This is a genomic window from Actinoplanes awajinensis subsp. mycoplanecinus (genome assembly GCF_001509495.1).
GTDB classification, from domain to species: Bacteria; Actinomycetota; Actinomycetes; order Mycobacteriales; family Micromonosporaceae; genus Actinoplanes; species Actinoplanes palleronii.
Genome location: NZ_LLZH01000167.1, coordinates 136,683 through 154,391, shown reverse-complemented (window position 1 = coordinate 154,391; position 17,709 = coordinate 136,683). Strand labels below are relative to the sequence as shown.

Annotated in this window: 16 protein-coding genes; 10 read left to right on the top strand and 6 right to left on the bottom strand. The window is 70.6% G+C overall.

Annotated features, from left to right (window positions below; genetic code table 11):
* Positions 1–40 precede the first annotated feature (40 nt).
* Entirely contained in the window at positions 41–2,341 is a 2,301-nt protein-coding gene (locus tag ADL15_RS19515) for a HelD family protein (RefSeq protein WP_067692870.1), read from the bottom strand.
* Between the two features lie 166 nt (positions 2,342–2,507).
* Here ADL15_RS19515 and ADL15_RS19510 point away from each other — a divergent pair, with 166 nt between their 5' ends.
* A complete protein-coding gene (locus tag ADL15_RS19510; RefSeq protein ID WP_067692863.1) occupies positions 2,508–3,020 on the top strand; it encodes a hypothetical protein in 513 nt (170 codons plus the stop codon).
* 56 nt (positions 3,021–3,076) lie between these two features.
* Here ADL15_RS19510 and ADL15_RS19505 read toward each other — a convergent pair whose 3' ends face one another.
* On the bottom strand, positions 3,077–3,928 hold the full coding sequence (locus tag ADL15_RS19505) for a sigma-70 family RNA polymerase sigma factor (protein ID WP_067692861.1): 852 nt from the start codon (positions 3,926–3,928) through the stop codon (positions 3,077–3,079).
* 156 nt (positions 3,929–4,084) lie between these two features.
* On the opposite strand from ADL15_RS19505, the gene ADL15_RS19500 reads away from it, so the two are divergent.
* Positions 4,085–5,653, top strand: coding sequence for a DEAD/DEAH box helicase (locus ADL15_RS19500; protein WP_067692859.1), 1,569 nt, complete (start codon positions 4,085–4,087; stop codon positions 5,651–5,653).
* A gap of 778 nt (positions 5,654–6,431) precedes the next feature.
* Here ADL15_RS19500 and ADL15_RS19495 read toward each other — a convergent pair.
* Positions 6,432–7,082: a hypothetical protein gene (locus ADL15_RS19495; protein WP_067692856.1), complete on the bottom strand. Its 651-nt coding sequence runs from the start codon at positions 7,080–7,082 to the stop codon at positions 6,432–6,434.
* Between the two features lie 18 nt (positions 7,083–7,100).
* Here ADL15_RS19495 and ADL15_RS19490 point away from each other — a divergent pair, with 18 nt between their 5' ends.
* Positions 7,101–7,283 carry a hypothetical protein gene (locus ADL15_RS19490; RefSeq protein ID WP_067692854.1) on the top strand — a complete coding sequence of 61 codons (183 nt, stop codon included), beginning with the start codon at positions 7,101–7,103 and terminating at the stop codon, positions 7,281–7,283.
* Between the two features lie 4 nt (positions 7,284–7,287).
* Here ADL15_RS19490 and ADL15_RS19485 read toward each other — a convergent pair whose 3' ends face one another.
* The 3 genes from ADL15_RS19485 to ADL15_RS19475 all read right to left on the bottom strand — a co-directional run bounded on the left by ADL15_RS19485 (position 7,288) and on the right by ADL15_RS19475 (position 9,505).
* Entirely contained in the window at positions 7,288–8,337 is a 1,050-nt protein-coding gene (locus tag ADL15_RS19485) for an App1 family protein (RefSeq protein WP_157441465.1), read from the bottom strand.
* A gap of 88 nt (positions 8,338–8,425) precedes the next feature.
* Complete coding sequence (locus tag ADL15_RS19480) at positions 8,426–9,121, bottom strand: hypothetical protein (RefSeq protein ID WP_067692852.1); 696 nt, start codon at positions 9,119–9,121, stop codon at positions 8,426–8,428.
* A 72-nt stretch (positions 9,122–9,193) separates the two neighbouring features.
* The gene (locus ADL15_RS19475; protein ID WP_067692851.1) at positions 9,194–9,505 is read right to left on the bottom strand and encodes a hypothetical protein; all 312 of its coding nucleotides are present in this window, start codon (positions 9,503–9,505) and stop codon (positions 9,194–9,196) included.
* A gap of 95 nt (positions 9,506–9,600) precedes the next feature.
* On the opposite strand from ADL15_RS19475, the gene ADL15_RS19470 reads away from it, so the two are divergent.
* The 7 genes from ADL15_RS19470 (at position 9,601) to ADL15_RS19440 (ending at position 17,679) form a co-directional block, all read left to right on the top strand.
* Entirely contained in the window at positions 9,601–10,455 is an 855-nt protein-coding gene (locus tag ADL15_RS19470; protein WP_067692849.1) for an NAD-dependent protein deacetylase, read from the top strand.
* Positions 10,456–10,611: 156 nt separating this feature from the next.
* The gene (locus ADL15_RS19465; RefSeq protein WP_067692846.1) at positions 10,612–11,616 is read left to right on the top strand and encodes a LacI family DNA-binding transcriptional regulator; all 1,005 of its coding nucleotides are present in this window, start codon (positions 10,612–10,614) and stop codon (positions 11,614–11,616) included.
* Positions 11,617–11,780: 164 nt separating this feature from the next.
* The gene (locus ADL15_RS19460) at positions 11,781–13,466 is read left to right on the top strand and encodes an ABC transporter substrate-binding protein (RefSeq protein ID WP_067692844.1); all 1,686 of its coding nucleotides are present in this window, start codon (positions 11,781–11,783) and stop codon (positions 13,464–13,466) included.
* 70 nt (positions 13,467–13,536) lie between these two features.
* Complete coding sequence (locus tag ADL15_RS19455; protein ID WP_067692841.1) at positions 13,537–14,601, top strand: ABC transporter ATP-binding protein; 1,065 nt, start codon at positions 13,537–13,539, stop codon at positions 14,599–14,601.
* Positions 14,598–15,578 carry an ABC transporter permease gene (locus ADL15_RS19450; protein WP_067692835.1) on the top strand — a complete coding sequence of 327 codons (981 nt, stop codon included), beginning with the start codon at positions 14,598–14,600 and terminating at the stop codon, positions 15,576–15,578. The genes ADL15_RS19455 and ADL15_RS19450 overlap by 4 nt, the downstream gene beginning before the upstream one ends.
* Positions 15,579–15,622: 44 nt before the next feature.
* The gene (locus ADL15_RS19445) at positions 15,623–16,681 is read left to right on the top strand and encodes an ABC transporter permease (protein WP_067692831.1); all 1,059 of its coding nucleotides are present in this window, start codon (positions 15,623–15,625) and stop codon (positions 16,679–16,681) included.
* Positions 16,678–17,679 carry an ABC transporter ATP-binding protein gene (locus ADL15_RS19440; RefSeq protein WP_067692827.1) on the top strand — a complete coding sequence of 334 codons (1,002 nt, stop codon included), beginning with the start codon at positions 16,678–16,680 and terminating at the stop codon, positions 17,677–17,679. The genes ADL15_RS19445 and ADL15_RS19440 overlap by 4 nt, the downstream gene beginning before the upstream one ends.
* The last annotated feature ends 30 nt before the right edge of the window (positions 17,680–17,709 follow it).

Here is a 17,709-nt window from a genome sequence, read left to right as displayed (position 1 = left end):
CGGCCGCGGTCCGAGGCCGCGGCCGGTTCCGGAAGAACCGTCAGCCGAGCGAGGACAGCACGCCGGGCAGCGGCCCGGTGTGCAGGATCCCGAGACGCTGGGTGGCCCGGGTCACCGCGACGTAGAGATCGGACAGACCCCGCGGGCTCTCCGCGATGATCTCATCCGGACAGACCACCAGCACGGAGTCGAACTCCAGGCCCTTGGCCTGCTGCACGGTCATCAGCACCACGTGGTTGAGCAGGTCGGGCTGCTCCCCCACGGCCGCGCCGGGCACCGCCGCGACCAGCTCGGCGCCGAGCGACGACTCGAGGCGGGCCGGCACCAGGACACCCACCCGGCCCGGCTCGACCGCGCCGGCCTCCTTGCGGACGTCCGCGATCAGCTCCTCGGCGAGCCCTTCCGGCGCGACCCGCCGGGCCCACGGGGTGACCCCGGCCGACCGCACCGACCGCGGCGGCCTCAGCGCCGGGTCGATCGCCGCGAGGATGTCACCGGCGACCGTCATCACCTCGGCCGGCGTCCGGTAGTTGACGCTCAGCTCGACCAGCCGCCAGCGCTGCGCGACGTACGGTTCGAAGACCTGGTCCCAGGTCGTGCTGCCGGACAGCTCCGAGGTCTGCGCCACGTCACCGACCGCGGTCATCGACCGGCTCGGGCAGCGGCGCATCAGCAGCCGCCAGGCCATCGGCGACAGCTCCTGCGCCTCGTCCACGATCACGTGCCCGAACACCCAGGTCCGGTCGGCCGCCGCCCGCTCCGCCGCGGTCCGGGTGTCGATCACCTCGTGGCGTTCCACGAACGCGCTCGCGTCGACCACGTCGATGGCGGAGAGGATCTCCTCCTCGACGTCCTCGAAGTCCAGCGACCGGGAGCCCTCGACGATCTCCAGCACGCCCTCGGCGTACTCGATGGCGGCCTTGCGCTGCCGGCTCTGCTCACGGACCTTGAGCGTGTCGTCGACCCCGAGCAGCTCGGCCAGCTCGTCGAGCAGCGGCACGTCGGCCGGGGTCCAGCCGGCCGACTCGTCGCGCAGCAGCGCCGGCGGCAGACCGGCCGACTCCAGCCGGCCGGCGTCGGTGAGCAGGTCACGCAGCACCTGCCGGGGCGTCAGCACCGGCCAGAAGTCGAACAGCGCCTGCTGGACGTCGACGTCCTCGCGCAGCTCCCGGCGGGTCTCGGCGAGATCCGCCTCGGAGAGCAGGTTGTCACCGCCCAGCGGGTCGGCGCCGATCCGGTCGGCGATCTGCTGGGACAGCTGGTGGATCGCCTCGGTGACGAAGACCGCCCGGGCCACGTTGTGCGGGCGGCCGGTGCGGCGGGCCGCGGACCGCGCGTCCTCCAGCACCGTACGGTCGATCCGCAGCGGGTACCCGTCGTGGTCGACCTCGGCGAAGTCGTCCGGCACGGTCTGCCGGTCGGCGACCGCGTTCTCCAGGGCCGGGAGCATCAGCTCGAGGTCGCCCTTGAGCGCGGCGACGGCGCCCGGCTCGACGGCGCGGGCACGGACACCCGGGAACATGTCGCCGAGCGTGGCCAGCAGCACACCGGTCTCGGCGAGCGACGGCAGCACCTGGGAGATGTAGCGCAGGAACGTGGTGTTCGGCCCGAGGATCAGCACGCCGGACCGGGTCAGCTGCTGCCGGTACGTGTAGAGCAGGTAGGCCGCCCGGTGCAGCGCCACCGCGGTCTTGCCGGTCCCCGGCCCGCCCTGCACGACCAGTGCACCGGCCAGCCCGGACCGGATCACCTCGTCCTGCTCGGCCTGGATGGTCTCGACGATGTCCCGCATCCGGCCGGTGCGGTTCGCGGTGAGCGCGGAGAGCAGCGCGGCCTCGCCGGTCACGTCCTCCCGGCCGGTCCCGTCGCCGGACTCGATGTCGAGCACCTCGTCGTCGACACCGGTGAGCACCCGGCCGCGGGTGCGCAGGTGCCGCCGCCGGGTGACGCCCTCCGGGCTGACCGCGGTGGCGAGGTAGAACGGCCGGGCCGCCGCCGCGCGCCAGTCGATCAGGAGCGGGTCCTGGTCACGGTCCTCGGCGAACAGGCCGATCCGGCCGATGTAGCGCGGAACGTCCGCGGAGAAGTCCAGCCGCCCGAAACAGAGCCCGTTCTCGACGGAATTCATCTGGGCGAGCTGTTCGGCGTAGTGGGAGCGGGTGGCCTCGCGCTGGGTGCGGCCCTGCGGGGTGCCACCGGCCTCCAGCAGGATCGCTTTGAGCCGGCCGTCGGCCTGCTCCCGCAATTGATCGAGTCGCTGGTAGAGCGCGGTCAAGTACGCCTGCTCGGAATCGACGTCGGCGTTCGAGCTTGACAAAATCGCCCCTTTTCGTGCTATCATTCCGGCCGCTGGCAACCACATTTTCTGTGGTTGCCTTTTCTGTTTACGGCAAACGACCAGACTAGCTGAAGCCCGCGGGGTTACGGCCGCGACGGCAAGTGTCCGTAACCCGTCATCGACACGCCGGGGCCGTTACGCGGAACCCCGTGCCGGGCTTAACCGGGACATGGACAACAACCGCCCGTACCGCCGACTTGCCGTCCTCGCTCTCGCCGCCGTCGCCACCCTCGGCGTCACCTCGGCCTGCTCCGACGACGACGACCCGGCCGGCAACGCCGCCGCGGCCGCCGCCGGAGGCCCGGAGCAGAAGACCGTCGACGGTGCGAAGAACGCCGCGCAGACCGTGTTCGACCGGTTCAGCGGTGGCGACTTCGCCGGCGCCTGGGAGATGTACACCTCGGCCGGCAAGCAGGCGATCAGCAAGGACGACTACGTCAAGCTCAACACCGCGTGCTCCCGCAAGGGCCTGGCGATCCAGCTGACCAGCGCCCGGATGGAGGGCACCGACAAGGCCATCGTGATCGCGAAGCAGCTGGTCGCGGCGCAGTCGTACACCATGGTCTACGAGGCGGACGCGTGGAAGCTGGAGCCGGCCCCGGAGGGCCTGGCGCTCTACAAGATGGGCGCGGTGAAGGCGATCGCGGCGCAGAAGAAGGCCGGCACCTGCGCGAACGCTTGATCAACAGGTTGGGGCCCGTCGCGAACCGCGACGGGCCCCGGCAACCTGCTGAATGTCTAGGCCGCCACCGGCAGTCCGTCCGGGCCGGTCAGGGCGAGCCGGGTGCTCAGCGTGCCGCGGCTGGCGATCCGGTCGTAGTACGCCGCCCGGCGCCGGGCCACGCAGCCCTCCTTGGGTGGGTCCTGTGCGGCCATCGCCGGGTCCAGGTGGGTGTTCATCCCGTCCCGCAGCAGGACCAGCGCCTCGGCGCGCAGTTGCGACACGCGCGACTCGCTGACCCCGAGATCGGTGGCGATCTCGGCCATCGGGCGCTCCTCGAAGAAGTAGCCCTGGACCACCGCGCGCAGCCGCTCCGGCAGAGCCTCCACGGCGTGCCGCAGATACCCGAGCCGCTCCCGGATGATCAGCATCTCCTCCGGGCCGGCGGTCGGCTCGGTGACGATGTCGTCCGCCGTCGCCGTCGCGAAGCCCTGAAGGCTGAACACCGTGGCGCGATGTACGTCACCTTCGGCGTTCTCGATGTCCTCGACCGTGCAGCCGAGCCGGCCCGCCAGCTCCGGCACGGTGGGGGTCCGGCCCAGCTCGGCGATCAGCTCCTCACGGGCCGCGTCGGTACGCCGGGCCCGCTGCCGTACCGAGCGGCTCGCCCAGTCCAGCCCGCGCAATTCGTCCAACAGCGCGCCGCGTACCCGGGCCGCGGCGAACCTCGGGAAGGGGACGCCGCGCTCCACGTCGAAGCCACGAGCGGCGGCGACCAGGGCGGCGTACCCGGCGGACAGCAGATCGTCGCGATTGACGTGGGCGGGGACCCGCGCCAGCATCTCGCGGACCAGGTGCCCGACGAGCGGCATGTTCGCCCGTACGATGTCCTCACGACGCCGATCGACGGCAGGTGCCTCACCGTTCATCAGGGGTCTCCTCAGTACAAGCCGGAGAGGGGTTCCGGCGCTGAGGAAAAAGATCTGCGAGGCTGAGAGCATCCTGGTTCGATACCGGGTGCAGAGTGGTTGCCACGGGTGACCAGTAGGATTGATCTCCAACTGACCTACGGAGTTACCCCCTTAATGACATCGTTCATCGAGCTAGGCGTCCCTGCCGTTCTGTCCGGCGCCCTCGCCGAGCTCGGCATCACCTCACCGTTCCCGATCCAGGCGGCCACGCTGCCAGATTCGCTCGCCGGGCGTGACCTGCTCGGACGAGGGCGAACCGGATCCGGGAAGACGTACGCGTTCGCATTGCCGGTGGTGGCCCGTCTGGCCGCCGCCAACAAGCCGCGACGCCCCGGCCGCCCGCGTGCGCTGATCCTGGCGCCCACCCGGGAACTGGCCACACAGATCGAGGCCGCCGTGCGCCCGCTCGCCGACGCGGCCGGGCTGCGCACCATGACCGTCTTCGGCGGTGTCGGAGCGAACCCGCAGATCAACGCGCTGCGCAACGGCGTCGACATCCTGGTCGCCTGCCCGGGCCGGCTCGACGACCACATCCGCAACGGGCACGCGTCGCTGGACGCTGTCGAGATCACCGTGCTCGACGAGGCCGACCACATGGCCGACCTGGGCTTCCTTCCGGTGGTCAAGCGTCTGCTCGGGCAGACCCCGGCCGGCGGCCAGCGGCTGCTGTTCTCGGCGACCCTGGACAACGGGATCGACATCCTGGTCCGCCAGTTCCTGCGCAAGCCGGTCACCCACCACGTCGACTCGGCCGCCCAGGCGCCGGTCGAGATGGACCACCACGTGCTGCACGTGCACCCGGACGACCGGTTCGGCGTGCTCGTCGACCTGCTCGCCGCGCCCGGCCGGTCGGTCGTCTTCACCCGGACCAAGCGCCGGGCGAAGGTGCTCACCAAGCAGCTGATCTCGGCCGGGGTGCCGGCCGTCGAACTGCACGGCAACCTGGCGCAGAACGCCCGGAACCGCAACCTGTCGGCGTTCTCCGACGGCAGCGCGGCCACCCTGGTGGCCACCGACATCGCGGCTCGCGGCATCCACGTCGACGACGTGCTGCTGGTGATCCACGCGGACCCGCCGGTGGAGCACAAGGCGTACCTGCACCGCTCCGGCCGCACCGCACGGGCCGGTGCGCGCGGCACGGTGATCACGCTGATGACCGACGACCAGCAGGCCGACGTACGGGACCTGACCCGCAAGGCCGGCATCAAGCCGATCACGCGGCGGGCGCGTCCGGGTGACGCGCTGCTGGCCGACCTGGCGCCGGGTGAGCGGACGTTCGTGGCGTACACGCCGCCGGCACCCGAGGCGCCGGACCGCAGCAGTGGCGGCACCAGCACCGGGGACTCCGCGGCCGGCGGTCGCTCCGCCTCCCGGCGCCGGCGTCCGGCCGGCCCGTCCCAGTCGACCGGCGGTTCGGCCGGCGGACGGCGCGGATCGGGCGGCGCACCGGCGGCGACCGGCGACAAGTCCGGTTCCGCACGCCGGCACACGTCCACCACCGGTGACGGTGGCGGTCAGCGTGCCGGTTCCGGCACGCCGCGGGGCGGTGCTACCGGTGGGCGATCCGCTTCCGGCACGCCGCGCTCCACCCGCTCCGGCACACCGGCACCACGCCCGGCCGCGGGCGGTGGCGGCGCTGCCGCGTTCTCGTCCCGATCCGGGGGTCGCCGCGCGGGCCGCTGATCCGCACAACGCACGTGTTCACTGGGAGCGCCGGCCTGTCGGGCCGCGCTCCCAGTGGCGTTTCACCAACCGACCGACCGTTCCCACCAGGTGGGCGACCGGTCCCGGCAGGCGACCCGGTCCCGGCAGACGGCCCGGCCCCGCCAGGCGGCCCGTCCCGGCTTGGCCGGCCAGGCGAGGTGCCGGTTGGTTGCGGTCCGCCACGCCGCTCGCCGCTCGTCGCCGGGCACGACCGTCCCGAGAGGTGGTCGTCCGGTCCCGGCAGATGGTCCGCTCGGGGTTGTCGCGGGCTGCGCCCATCCTCTGGTACGTCATGAGCCACGCAATGTCCCGCGCCCAGGGCGGCAGCAGCCCACCACGCGCCCCGGCTGGCGCTCAGGGTGGTATCCCGGCCGCCGATACCACCACCAGCACCAGCCGGACACACCAAGCTGGCCCTGAGCGCCATAATCGCCCCCGATAACGGCCCTCAGAGCCAGCCGGACACACCGAGCTGGCTCTGAGGGCCGTAATCCGCACCCGTTAAGGGCCGCCAGGGCCAGCCGGGCACACCGCGCTGGCTCTGAGGGCCGTAATCCGCACCTGTTGAGGGCCGCCAGGGCCAGCCGAGCTGGCTCTGGGGAGCCCAGGCGCCCCGGGGCAGGCTGGGCCGGCCTCCGTGGCTGCTGGGTGGCTCTGGGGGTGGGTGGGCTTCCGGGCGTACCGGAAAGAGCTTGAGGGAGGCCGCCTGGTGGGGCGCGGGGGCCTTGAGAGGCCTGGGCCGGGCGGCCTCCCGGGGTCAGGCGTCCGGGACCCGGACCGCGATCTCGTCGCTGAGGGTGAAGCCGGCGTTGAGTTCGAGTTCGTCGCCGGACCAGAAGCGGCCCGGGTCGTACCAGTTGGCTTTGCGGTTGTGCGGGAGCAGGCCCATGTCCTCGTAGGTGACCGCGACGACCTCGGCGCAGTATGCCCGCTCCAGTGTCGCGTCGGAGGACTCGGAGGGCTTCCACGGCGGGCGGATCTGGGGCACCCGGCCACGGACCCAGCGCATGGCGAGCTGGGAGGTGGACGGGAACGGGGTGCCGTCCAGACGGGCGACTGTTTTGAGTGCTTTGTCCTCCATGGCCCGGGTAACGCCGGGTTCGAGTTGGCGGAGCCAGCCGCGCTGGCCGTAGCGGCGGGCCCAGACGGTGACCGCGTCGCGGAGATCGTGCAGCTGGACGCCGCGCTGGAAGGTCCCGGACCACATGTCGGGCAGGGACCGGCCCAGCTCGGCATGCCACATCAGGGGTGGCATGTCCTCGATCACCAAGGACATCCCGACATGGTTGACCGGGCTGTTGGTGAGGGTCTGAATGGCTCGATCCGGACCGGAACGACCCCGGAAGATCCAGATGTCACCCGTGCGGGTCAGTTCAATGGCCTCGTCGAGGCTGATGTCGGCAACCACGGTGTCTATTCTCAGCTGATGCGGTGGTGGAAGGTAGCGGGACTGGCGGGGCTGGCGGGAGTCGCGGCGACCGGGGCGGTGATCGCCCGGGCGGAACGCAAGCGCCGGGCGTACTCCGCGGACGAGATCCGGGCGCGGTTGCACGACCGGGTGGCCGAGGCCGCGACGACACCGTCGCCCTCGCCGGAGAAGCCCGAGTAGGAACTCATTCGGCGAGGTCGGTGTCGCGCAGAAGGGACCAGAGGCCGGCGCCGTCCGGGGCGGAGAACCATGTCTTGCCACCGGACGGCACCGCCTCCGGAGTCTCGGTCGGGCCGGGGATCGCACCGGCCAGCACCGCCTGGGTGGGTGAGAGCCGGCGGATCGCCACGGCCGCGACATTTTCCGGGTGCTCGCGGGCGAACTCGGAGTAGATCTCCTGGTCGTGCTGGCCGTCGTCGCCGACCAGCAGCCACTTCACCGACGGGAACTCCTCGGCGAGCCGGCGCAGCGAGGTGCGCTTGTGCTCCTGCCCGCTGCGGAACCAGCGGTCCGGGGTCGGGCCCCAGTCGGTGAGCAGGATCGGGCCGGCCGGGTAGAGGTGCCGGCTGAGGAACCGGGTGAGCGCGGGAGCGACGTTCCACGCGCCGGTGGAGAGATAGATCACCGGGGCGCCGGGGTTCGCGTTGATCAGCCGCTCGTAGAGCACCGCCATGCCGGGCACCGCGGCGCGGGCGTGCTCGTCGAGGACAAACGTGTTCCACGCGGCGAGCAGCGGCCGGGGCAGTGTGGTGACCATCACGGTGTCGTCGATGTCGGAGATCAGGCCGACCGTGACGGCCGGGTCGATCACCCGGATCGGCGCGTCCACCGGGGTGGCGCCGTCACAGCTGAGCCGGACGCTGGCCCAGCCCGGTTCGAGGTCGCCCTTGACCCGGCAGTCGACATACCCACTACGGTCCGTCCGGGTCTCGGTGACGACGCCGCCGACCTCGATGCGCACCACCGCGCCGCTGACCGGGGTGGTGGTGAAGCTGCGCCAGCCGCGCACCTTCTCCCGCCGCTTGCGGACCAGGCGGGGCCGGGAGAGCAGCACCCGGCCCATCACCCGGGCCCAGCCGGGCGCGCCGTAGCCGGTATAGGCCGTGATGTACGGCTTCCAGCCCCGGTTGCGCAGACTCCGCTCGATGACCTCGTGCACGGCGTCCTCGACCAGGGCCGCCCGATGCATCCGGGCCACTGCCTGGGCCGTCTCCGCCGGTGTCACCGCCACCATCTCCTCCTCGCCGTCCCGCCGCGCAGGCAACGTTACCGGGCCGGTGCGACAGTCCGCCCCGGAACGTGAACCCGCTCCAGGATGGACATCAGGCCGCTGCCGGGAGTTCGGTCGTCGTCCATTGCTCGGCCCACCACTGCTGGTCGACCGGCTCCGGGACGTCCACGAGCAGCGGTGCGGCCATCGCCTCGGCCCGCAGGCTGCTCAGCGCGTCGGCGGCGGCCTCGGCGCCACGCCAGGCCGACCGCTCCTCCTCCACCGCGGCGAGGTAGTCCTCCAGCCGGTGGGCCCGGACCGCCTGGGTGAGCACCGCCTCCTGCTGGATCGGGTGCAGCCGCGGATTCCAGCCGCGGTGCGCGAAGACGTCGTTGAGCTGGTCGATGGAGAGGTCGTGACTGCGGCACAGGGCGCTGGCGGCGCGGTGCAGGTAGCGCTGCCGGTCGACGTTCTCGCCGGGCTTGCGGCGGCGGCTCATCACCGGGTACGCCCCGGCGGCGGCGATCCGCCGGGTGATCTGGTCGGCTTTCTCGTACGCGCTCCAGGCCTCGTCGACCGCGACCTGGGCGGCCTCCCACTCGGCGCGCCGCCGGGCAGCGGTGCCGGCCGCGCGACCGGCGGCGAGCGCGACCTCGGTGGCGTACTTCTCCCGGTCGGTCACCGCCGGGGTCGGCTCGGTGAGCAGGCGTGGCACCGACACGGTCGCCGCGGCGACGGCGAGGAGCAGCACGATGATCAGCCAGATCCCGACGGCTTGCGGGACGGAATTCAGGAATGCGGTATCCACGGAACACCCCCAGAAAAGCGAAAAATCGACAGGCCGACGTACGGCGGACAGGTCACGTCCGGACCGGGAGGGTCAGCGGGTCGGGGGGCCCCGGGGATCGCCGGTGACCGGGACGATGCCGGTCAGTACAACCGGCGCCGGAACCGGAGCCGGGACAACAAGTGCGTCGACCGGCGGGAGCGGGTCGACACGCTCCTGCTCCACGGGGGCGACGGCGACCTCGGCCACCACGACCGCCGCCGGAGCGGCCTCAGCCGCTGTGGTGACGGTGGCGGCGGGCAGCTGCAGGGTGACGGCCAGGGCCAGCATCGCCAGGCTGGTGAGGAACCGCAGCAGCCGGCGACCGTCCCACGGACGGTTCGCCTCCTGCGCCTCAGCGGTCACACCAGTCAACCTACAGGCAGGCCGGTGAACGCGGCGGGACCGTTCCGATGACGCCCACCGGACGGAGGTCACCCGGGAGAGGGACCATTACCGTCATGGACCTCGAACTGCTGGATCAGGTGGCCCGCCTCGACGGCTGGCTCGGCGAGGGCGGCGTGGTGGTGCTCAGCGGGGCCGGCCTCTCCACCGAGTCCGGCATCCCGGACTACCGGGGCCCGTCCGGCTCGGCCCGGCGCAACACCCCGATGACCTATCAGACGTTCACCGGCGATCCGCTGGCCCGGCGCCGCTACTGGGCGCGCAGCCACCTCGGCTGGCACACCATCGGCCTGGCCCGGCCGAACGACGGCCACCGCGCGGTGGCTCGCTGGCAGGAGCAGGGCCTGCTGCACGGCGTGATCACCCAGAACGTGGACGGCCTGCACCAGGCGGCCGGCGCCCGGAGCGTGGTCGAGCTGCACGGCAACCTGGCCCGGGTCACCTGCCTGGACTGCGGTGACCTGACCGGGCGGGCCGAGCTGGAGCAGCGGCTGACCGCGGCGAACCCGGACTTCACCGCGACCGCGTCGGCGATGAACGCGGACGGCGACGTGGAGCTGGACGACGCCGCGCTGGACGGCTTCGCGGTGGTGGACTGCCGGGCCTGCGCCGGGACTCTCAAACCGGACGTGGTGTATTTCGGCGAGACCGTGCCGGCCGACCGGGTGTCCCGGGCCTTCGAGCTGGTCGCCGGCGCGCGGACGCTGCTGGTCCTGGGCTCCTCGCTGACCGTGATGTCCGGGCGGCGGTTCGTGCTGCGGGCGGTGAAGCAGGGTCTCCGGGTGGCGATCGTGAACCGGGGCGTGACCCGCGGGGAGCCGTACGCGGACCTGTTGATCGATGCCCCGCTCGGGGTGGTCCTCCCGAATCTTGCCTCGGGGACCGATACGTACCGTTTGTTAGCTGGGTAAACGAAGCCGGCTCGCGCCGGTTATCGGAACGAAACCTAAATAGATCTCTCGGCACATTGACGTGACCGCCCTCACTGAGGTTGACTGCCGAAACCGGTACCGAAACCGGTTCCGAACCCCAGCGCAACCCGCTGGTCACAAATCCTCGGAGGAGCTGTGCCGATCACCATCGCCGACGTGGCGGCTCGGGCGAAGGTCAGCAAGACGACCGTGTCCCGGGTGCTCAACGGCAAGGGTGAGCTGGACGAGTCGACCGCCGCGCGAGTCCGCGCCGTGATCGACGAACTCGGCTACGTCCCCAGTGCCCGCGCGGTCAACCTGGCCCGCGGCCGCACCCGGGTGGTCGGCATGCTGGTGCCCTCGCTCACCTGGCCCTGGATGGGCGAGGTGCTGCAGGGCGCGGTGGACGTGCTGGAGGCCGAGGAATACGGCCTGCTGCTGTTCACCTGCAACCGGGGCGACGACTCGATGCGCCAGTTCGGTGCGCAGGTCGCCGCCAAGTCGTTCGACGGCCTGCTGGTGATCGAGCCGGAGGGGACCCTGGACTACATCACCACGTTGCACTCCCGGGGCCTGCCGATGGTGCTGATCGACGACCGCGATCAGCTGTCCGGTGGCCAGATCCCGACCATCGGCACCACCAACCACAGTGGGGCGGCCGACGCCGCCCGGCACCTGCTGGCGATCGGGCGCCACAAGCCGCTCGTGATCACCGGCCCGGCCCGCTTCGGCTGCACCGTGCAGCGGACCGACGGCTTCTCCTCGGTCTACGCCGAGGCCGGCCACCCCATCTCGGACGCGCACGTGATGACCGGCGACTTCACCGTCGCGTGTGGCGCCGACGGGGTCAAGCAGGCGATCGCCCTCGGCCTCGAATTCGACGCGGTGTTCTGCCACAACGACCTCTCCGCCTTCGGCGTCGTCCAGGCCATCCAGGACAGTGGCCGGCGGGTGCCGGACGACGTCGCGGTGGTCGGCTTCGACGACATCCCGATGGCGGCGCACCACCAGCCACCCCTGAGTACGGTGCACCAGCCGATGCGCGAGATGGGCGAGGCCGCGGCCCGTACCCTGCTCGCGCACTTCGACGGCACCCCGGTCCCGAACCGGCAGACCATCATCCCGGCGACGTTCACCGTGCGCGCCTCGACCCAGGCCTGACACACCAGCTCGTCCGCACCTAGATCACACATCGCTCCGACCGGCCGTCAGGCCGGTCGGGCACCCCCGCGCACCTCGGGGCCGGCTGCCGCCGGTCACGCGATGCCGCACGCCCTCGGGCACCCCTCCCACCTCTCAAAATCAGTAATCGAGGAGATTCTCCGATGCAGAGAAGGAAGCTGTTCGCGGTCGCTCTGGCGGGCGTGCTCGCCACCGGCGGCGTGGCGGCGTGCGGTGATTCGCCGAACGCCAACAAGAACGCCGACAACAGCAAGGCCGCGGACTTCCTGTCGATCGGCATGCCGAACGGCACGGTCACCGACAACAACAACCCGTTCATCGGCACCTCGGCGGGCGCGTCGCTCGGTTACCGCTGGACCATCTACGAGCCGCTGGGCATGTGGAACAACGTCAAGCCGGCCGACCCCGCGAAGCCGTGGCTGGCCAGCGAGATCAAGTGGGCCGACGACTACAAGGCCCTCGACGTCACCATCCGCGACAACGCCACCTGGTCGGACGGCCAGAAGCTGACCGCCGAGGACGTCGCGTACACGTTCAACCTGATCAAGTCGAAGGACGCGCTGAACGTCTTCGCGATCCCGATCGACCAGGTCACGGTGACCGGCAACAAGGTCACCGTCACGTTCAAGAGCTCGCAGTTCACCGCGTGGCACAAGATCATCAGCCAGATCCCGATCGTGCCGAAGCACCTCTGGGAGAAGATCGCGGACCCGGCCACCGACCCGATCAAGGAGCCGGTCGGCAGCGGCCCGTACACGCTGAAGACGTTCAGCCAGCAGGGCATCGTGCTCGAGCGCCGGGAGAGCGGTTACTGGCAGGAGAAGCCGGCCGTCAAGGAGCTGCGCTACACGTCGTACACCGACAACAACGCGCAGACCACGGCACTGGCCACCGGCGCCTCCGAGTGGAGCTTCGTCTTCATCCCGGCGTACCAGCAGACCTTCATCGCCAAGGACCCGGAGCACTTCAAGGTCTGGGCGCCGGGCGTGCTGGGCATCCACGGCCTCTACATCAACACCACCCGCAAGCCGTTCGACGACCCGGCGCTGCGCAACGCCATGAACATGGTCATCAACCGGGCGGACATCTTCAACCAGGCCGAGGCCGGCTACTTCCACCCGGAGCTGAAGAGCGTCACGGGTCTGCCGGAGGGCGCTGGTGACGCGTTCGTCACCGAGGCCTACAAGGGCAAGACCCTCTCGGTCGACGTCGCGGGGGCCAAGACCCTGCTCACCGGCGCCGGCTACAAGCTGGACGGCGACACCCTGAAGGACAAGTCCGGCAAGCCGGTCACCCTGAAGCTGAGCGACCCGGCGCCGTGGTCGGACTACCAGACCACGCTCGAGATCATCAAGAGCAACCTGGCCGAGATCGGCATCAAGGCCACGGTGGACAAGCCGAACCAGAACGTCTGGGACGCCAACGTGCAGAAGGGCGACTTCGACGCCGTCATGCGCTGGACGAACGGTGGCTCGACGCCGTTCGACATCTACCAGACGGTGATGGACGGCGACCTGATGAAGCCGATCGGCACCCCGGCCCAGCAGGGCAACTTCGGCCGCTTCAAGAGCCCGGAGGCGACCGCCGCGCTCAAGGCGTACGCGAACGCCACCAGCGACGCGGACCGCATCCCCGCTCTGGCCACGATCCAGAAGATCTTCGTGGAGCAGGCGCCGATGCTGCCGATCGGCTCGGACAACGTCGGTGGCGCGATCAGCACCAAGAACTGGATCGGCTGGCCGTCGGAGACCGACCCGTACGCCCCGCTGCAGCCCACCCAGTCCGGTGCGCTCGACGTGATCATGCACCTCAAGCCCGCCACTTCCTGATCGTCCCGCGGGCGCCCCGGATCTTCTCCGGGGCGCCCGTGCCCCTCCCCAGCCTGTAAGGAAACCGGCCATGACGTCGATTCCCGACGCGAAGGCGCCGGCCGGCGAGGTGGTGCTTGAGGCGATCGGCCTGACCAAGCACTTCCCCGTCCGCCGGAAGCTGCGCGACCTCTTCTCCCACCGGCACGACGTGGTCCACGCCGTCGACGATGTGGACCTCACTCTCCGCCGCGGCCAGGTGGTGGCCCTGGTCGGCGAATCCGGTTCGGGCAAGTCCACCATCGCCCGGCTCCTCGCCCAGCTGTACCCGCGTACCGGCGGGGACATCCAGCTGCACGGCGAGACGACGAAGGTCCGGGGTGGTGCGGCGTTCCGCCGGTACTGCTCCCAGGTCCAGATGATCTTCCAGGACCCGTTCGCGTCGCTGAACCCGACGCACACCATCCGCTATCACCTGACCCGGTCGCTGAAGATCCACGGCAACGCCGGGACCACCGCGGGCGACCTGGCCCAGGCCCTCGACGACCTGCTCGAGCGGGTGCAGCTGACCCCGCCGGAGCGGTACCTGGACAAGTTCCCGCACGAGCTCTCCGGCGGCCAGCGGCAACGCGTGGCGATCGCCCGGGCGCTCGGCGCGGGCCCCGAGGCCCTGCTCGCCGACGAGCCGGTGTCCATGCTGGACGTGTCGATCCGGCTCGGCGTGCTGAACCTGCTGCGCGACCTGCGCGACCGGCTCGACCTGGCGATCCTCTACATCACCCACGACATCGCGTCGGCGCGCTATTTCGCGGATCAGACGATGGTCATGTACGCCGGCCGGCTGGTCGAGGGTGGCGACAGCGAGACGGTCACCCAGTCGCCGGCTCACCCGTACACAAAATTGCTCATCCACTCGGCGCCGGACCCGGACCGGATGATCGGCGGATCCGAAGCCGAAGGCGAGGACGCCGGGAACGGTGAGCCGCCGAGCCTGATCCACCCGCCGACCGGATGCCGGTTCCACCCCCGCTGCCCGGTCGCCATGGAACGGTGCCGCACCGACCTGCCGGTGCCGCTGCAGATCGGCGACGTGCCCGGCCACTGGGCCGCCTGCTGGCTCTACGACAGCGACGACAAGGCCGAGGTGAAGCAGTGAAGTACTTCCTCCAGCGCGTGGCCTTCTACCTCTTCACCGCGTGGGCCGCGATCACGCTAAACTTCTTCATCCCGCGGATGGTCCCCGGCGACCCGGTACAGGCGCTGATCACCAAGTTCCAGGGCCAGCTCAGCAGCAAGGCGATCGAGTCGCTGTACGTCCTGTTCGGACTGGACAAGGACAAGAGCGTCTGGCAGGAGTACCTCGACTACTGGAACCAGCTGTTCCACGGCGACCTGGGCCTGTCCTTCACGTTCTTCCCGACCCCGGTCTCGGAGATCATCTCCAGCAGCCTGCCGTGGACGCTGACGCTCGTCGGCATCACCACCGTGATCAGCTTCTTCCTCGGCACCGGTCTGGGCGTGCTGGCCGGCTGGCGCCGCGGCTCCTGGGCCGACGGCCTGCTGCCGGTGACCACGTTCCTCTCCTCGGTGCCGTACTTCTGGCTCGGCATCATCGCGATCTACCTGCTCACCGGACCGGACAGCTTCTTCCCGTCGTCCGGCGGTTTCGGCAGCGGCCTGGTGCCGGCCTGGGACCAGTACTTCATCCCGAGCGCGATCCAGCACAGCCTGCTGCCCGCGCTGACCATCCTGATCTCCTCGGTCAGCGGCTGGATCCTCAGCATGCGCAACATGATGGTGACGGTGTCCTCCGAGGACTACATCACCGTGGCGCACGCCAAGGGCCTCTCCGACCGCCGGGTGGCCCTGAGCTACGCGGCCCGCAACGCGCTGCTGCCGAACGTGTCCGGTTTCGCACTGTCGCTCGGCTTCATCGTCGGCGGCACCCTGCTCGTGGAGATCGTCTTCTCCTACCCGGGCGTCGGCTTCCAGCTCTTCCAGGCGCTCGGCGCCCAGGACTACCCGCTGATGCAGGGCATCTTCCTGATCATCACGATCTCGGTGCTGGTGGCGAACCTGATCGCGGACGTGGCCTACCTGCTCCTCGACCCGCGCACCCGCAAGGAGGGCTGAGCGATGACGGTTCTCACCCCCAGCATCGAGCGGAGGGCGGCCCGATGACCATTCCCACCTCCAGCCTCGAACAGGTCATCCCCGGCCAGGGCTCGATGGCGCAGCCGGAGGCCGACAAGCCGACCAAGGCCAAGCGCCAGCGGTTCCGCTTCATCAGCAACAAGAAGGCCGCGGCCGGCCTGATCATCCTCGGCATCTACGTGGTCATCGCGATCATCGGACCGTGGGTGGCGCCGTACGACCCGGACGCCCGCGGCAACGACCTGGTCCAGCCCCCGTCGGGCGCGCACTGGCTCGGCACCACGCACCTCGGCCAGGACGTCTTCAGCCAGCTGCTGAGCGGCACCCGCAGCGTGATGTTCGTCGGCTTCTTCGCCGGGACCGTGGCCACCGTGCTCTCGGTGCTGATCGGAGTGACCGCCGGCTACCTGGGCGGCCGGACCGACGAGGGCCTGTCCGCGCTCTCCAACGTCTTCCTGGTCATCCCGGCGCTGCCACTGATCATCATCATCACGTCCACTCTGGAGAGCGCCGAGGACTGGCTGATCGCCCTGGTGATCGGCTTCACCTCGTGGTCCTGGAACGCCCGGGTGCTGCGCGCGCAGACGCTGTCGCTGCGCCGGCGGGACTTCGTCGACGCGTCCCGGGCCACCGGCGAGAAGACCTGGCGTGTGATCGTCTTCGAGCTGATGCCGAACCTGACCGCGGTGATCGCGTCCGGCTTCGTCGGCACGGTGATCTTCGCGGTGCTCTCCGAGATCACCCTGGCGTTCATCGGCGTCACCTCCGGCACCACCTGGAACTGGGGCACCATCCTGTTCTGGGCGCAGGGCCAGCAGGCGCTCGCCCAGGAGGCCTGGTGGTGGTTCATCCCGGCCGGTCTGGCGATCGCGATCCTCGGCACCGCGCTCTCGCTGATCAACTTCGGTATCGACGAGTTCGTCAGCCCACGGTTGCGCAGCGTCGGCAAGACGAAGATCAAGACCGTGGACGGCCGGACCGTACGGATGCGCATCGGCTTCACCCCGGTGCTCAGCCGCTCGGCAGCGCCACACACCCACGCCACCCCGACGCCCGTCATTCGGAAGGAGGTCACCCAGTGAGCAGCACCCCGGTTCTGGAGATCCGCAACCTGAACGTCGAGTACGGCCTGGGCGACCAGGCGGTCCGCGCCGTCCGCGACGTCAACCTCACCCTGCACCGCGGGGAGGTGCTCGGCCTGGCCGGCGAGAGCGGCTCCGGCAAGTCCACCCTGGCGTACGGGATGACCCGCCTGCTCGCCCCGCCCGGCGTGATCACCGGCGGCGAGGTGATCTACCACCCGGAGAAGGGCGAGGCGTACGACGTGCTCGGCCTCTCCGACCGGCACCTGCAGGCGTTCCGCTGGGCCGAGACGGCGATCGTGTTCCAGGGCGCGATGAACTCGCTCAACCCGGTGCACAAGATCTCCACCCAGCTCACCGACGTGCTCCGGGCGCACCGCCCGGAGATGTCCGAGGCGGCCCGCAACGCCCGGGCCCGGGAGATGCTCAAGCTGGTCGGTATCGCGGCCGACCGGATGGAGGCGTACCCGCACCAGCTCTCCGGCGGCATGCGCCAGCGCGTGATGATCGGCATGGCGCTGATCCTGCAGCCGCAGGTCGTGATCATGGATGAGCCGACCACCGCGCTCGACGTGGTGATGCAGCGGCAGATCCTCGGTCAGCTGATCGAGCTGCGGGAACGGCTCGGCTTCTCGGTCATCTTCATCACGCACGACCTGTCGCTGCTCGTCGAGTTCTCGAACCGGATCGCGATCATGTACGGCGGCCGGATCGTCGAGGAGGCCGCGGCGGCGGCGATCTACAAGGACTCGCTGCACCCGTACTCGCAGGGTCTGCTCGGGTCGTTCCCGTCCCTGCGCGGGCCGCGCCGCGAGCTGACCGGCATCCCGGGCACCCCGCCCGACCTGAAGGGGATGCCGAGCGGCTGCTCGTTCCACCCGCGCTGCCCGAAGGCGTTCGAGCCGTGCTCGACGAACATCCCGGTGCTGGCCCGGCCGGACGACTCGCCGCGATCGGTGGCGTGCTGGTTGCACCCCGTGAAAGAGCCGGTCGGCTAGATGAAGCAGAGGGCCGGTCCCCTGCCGTCG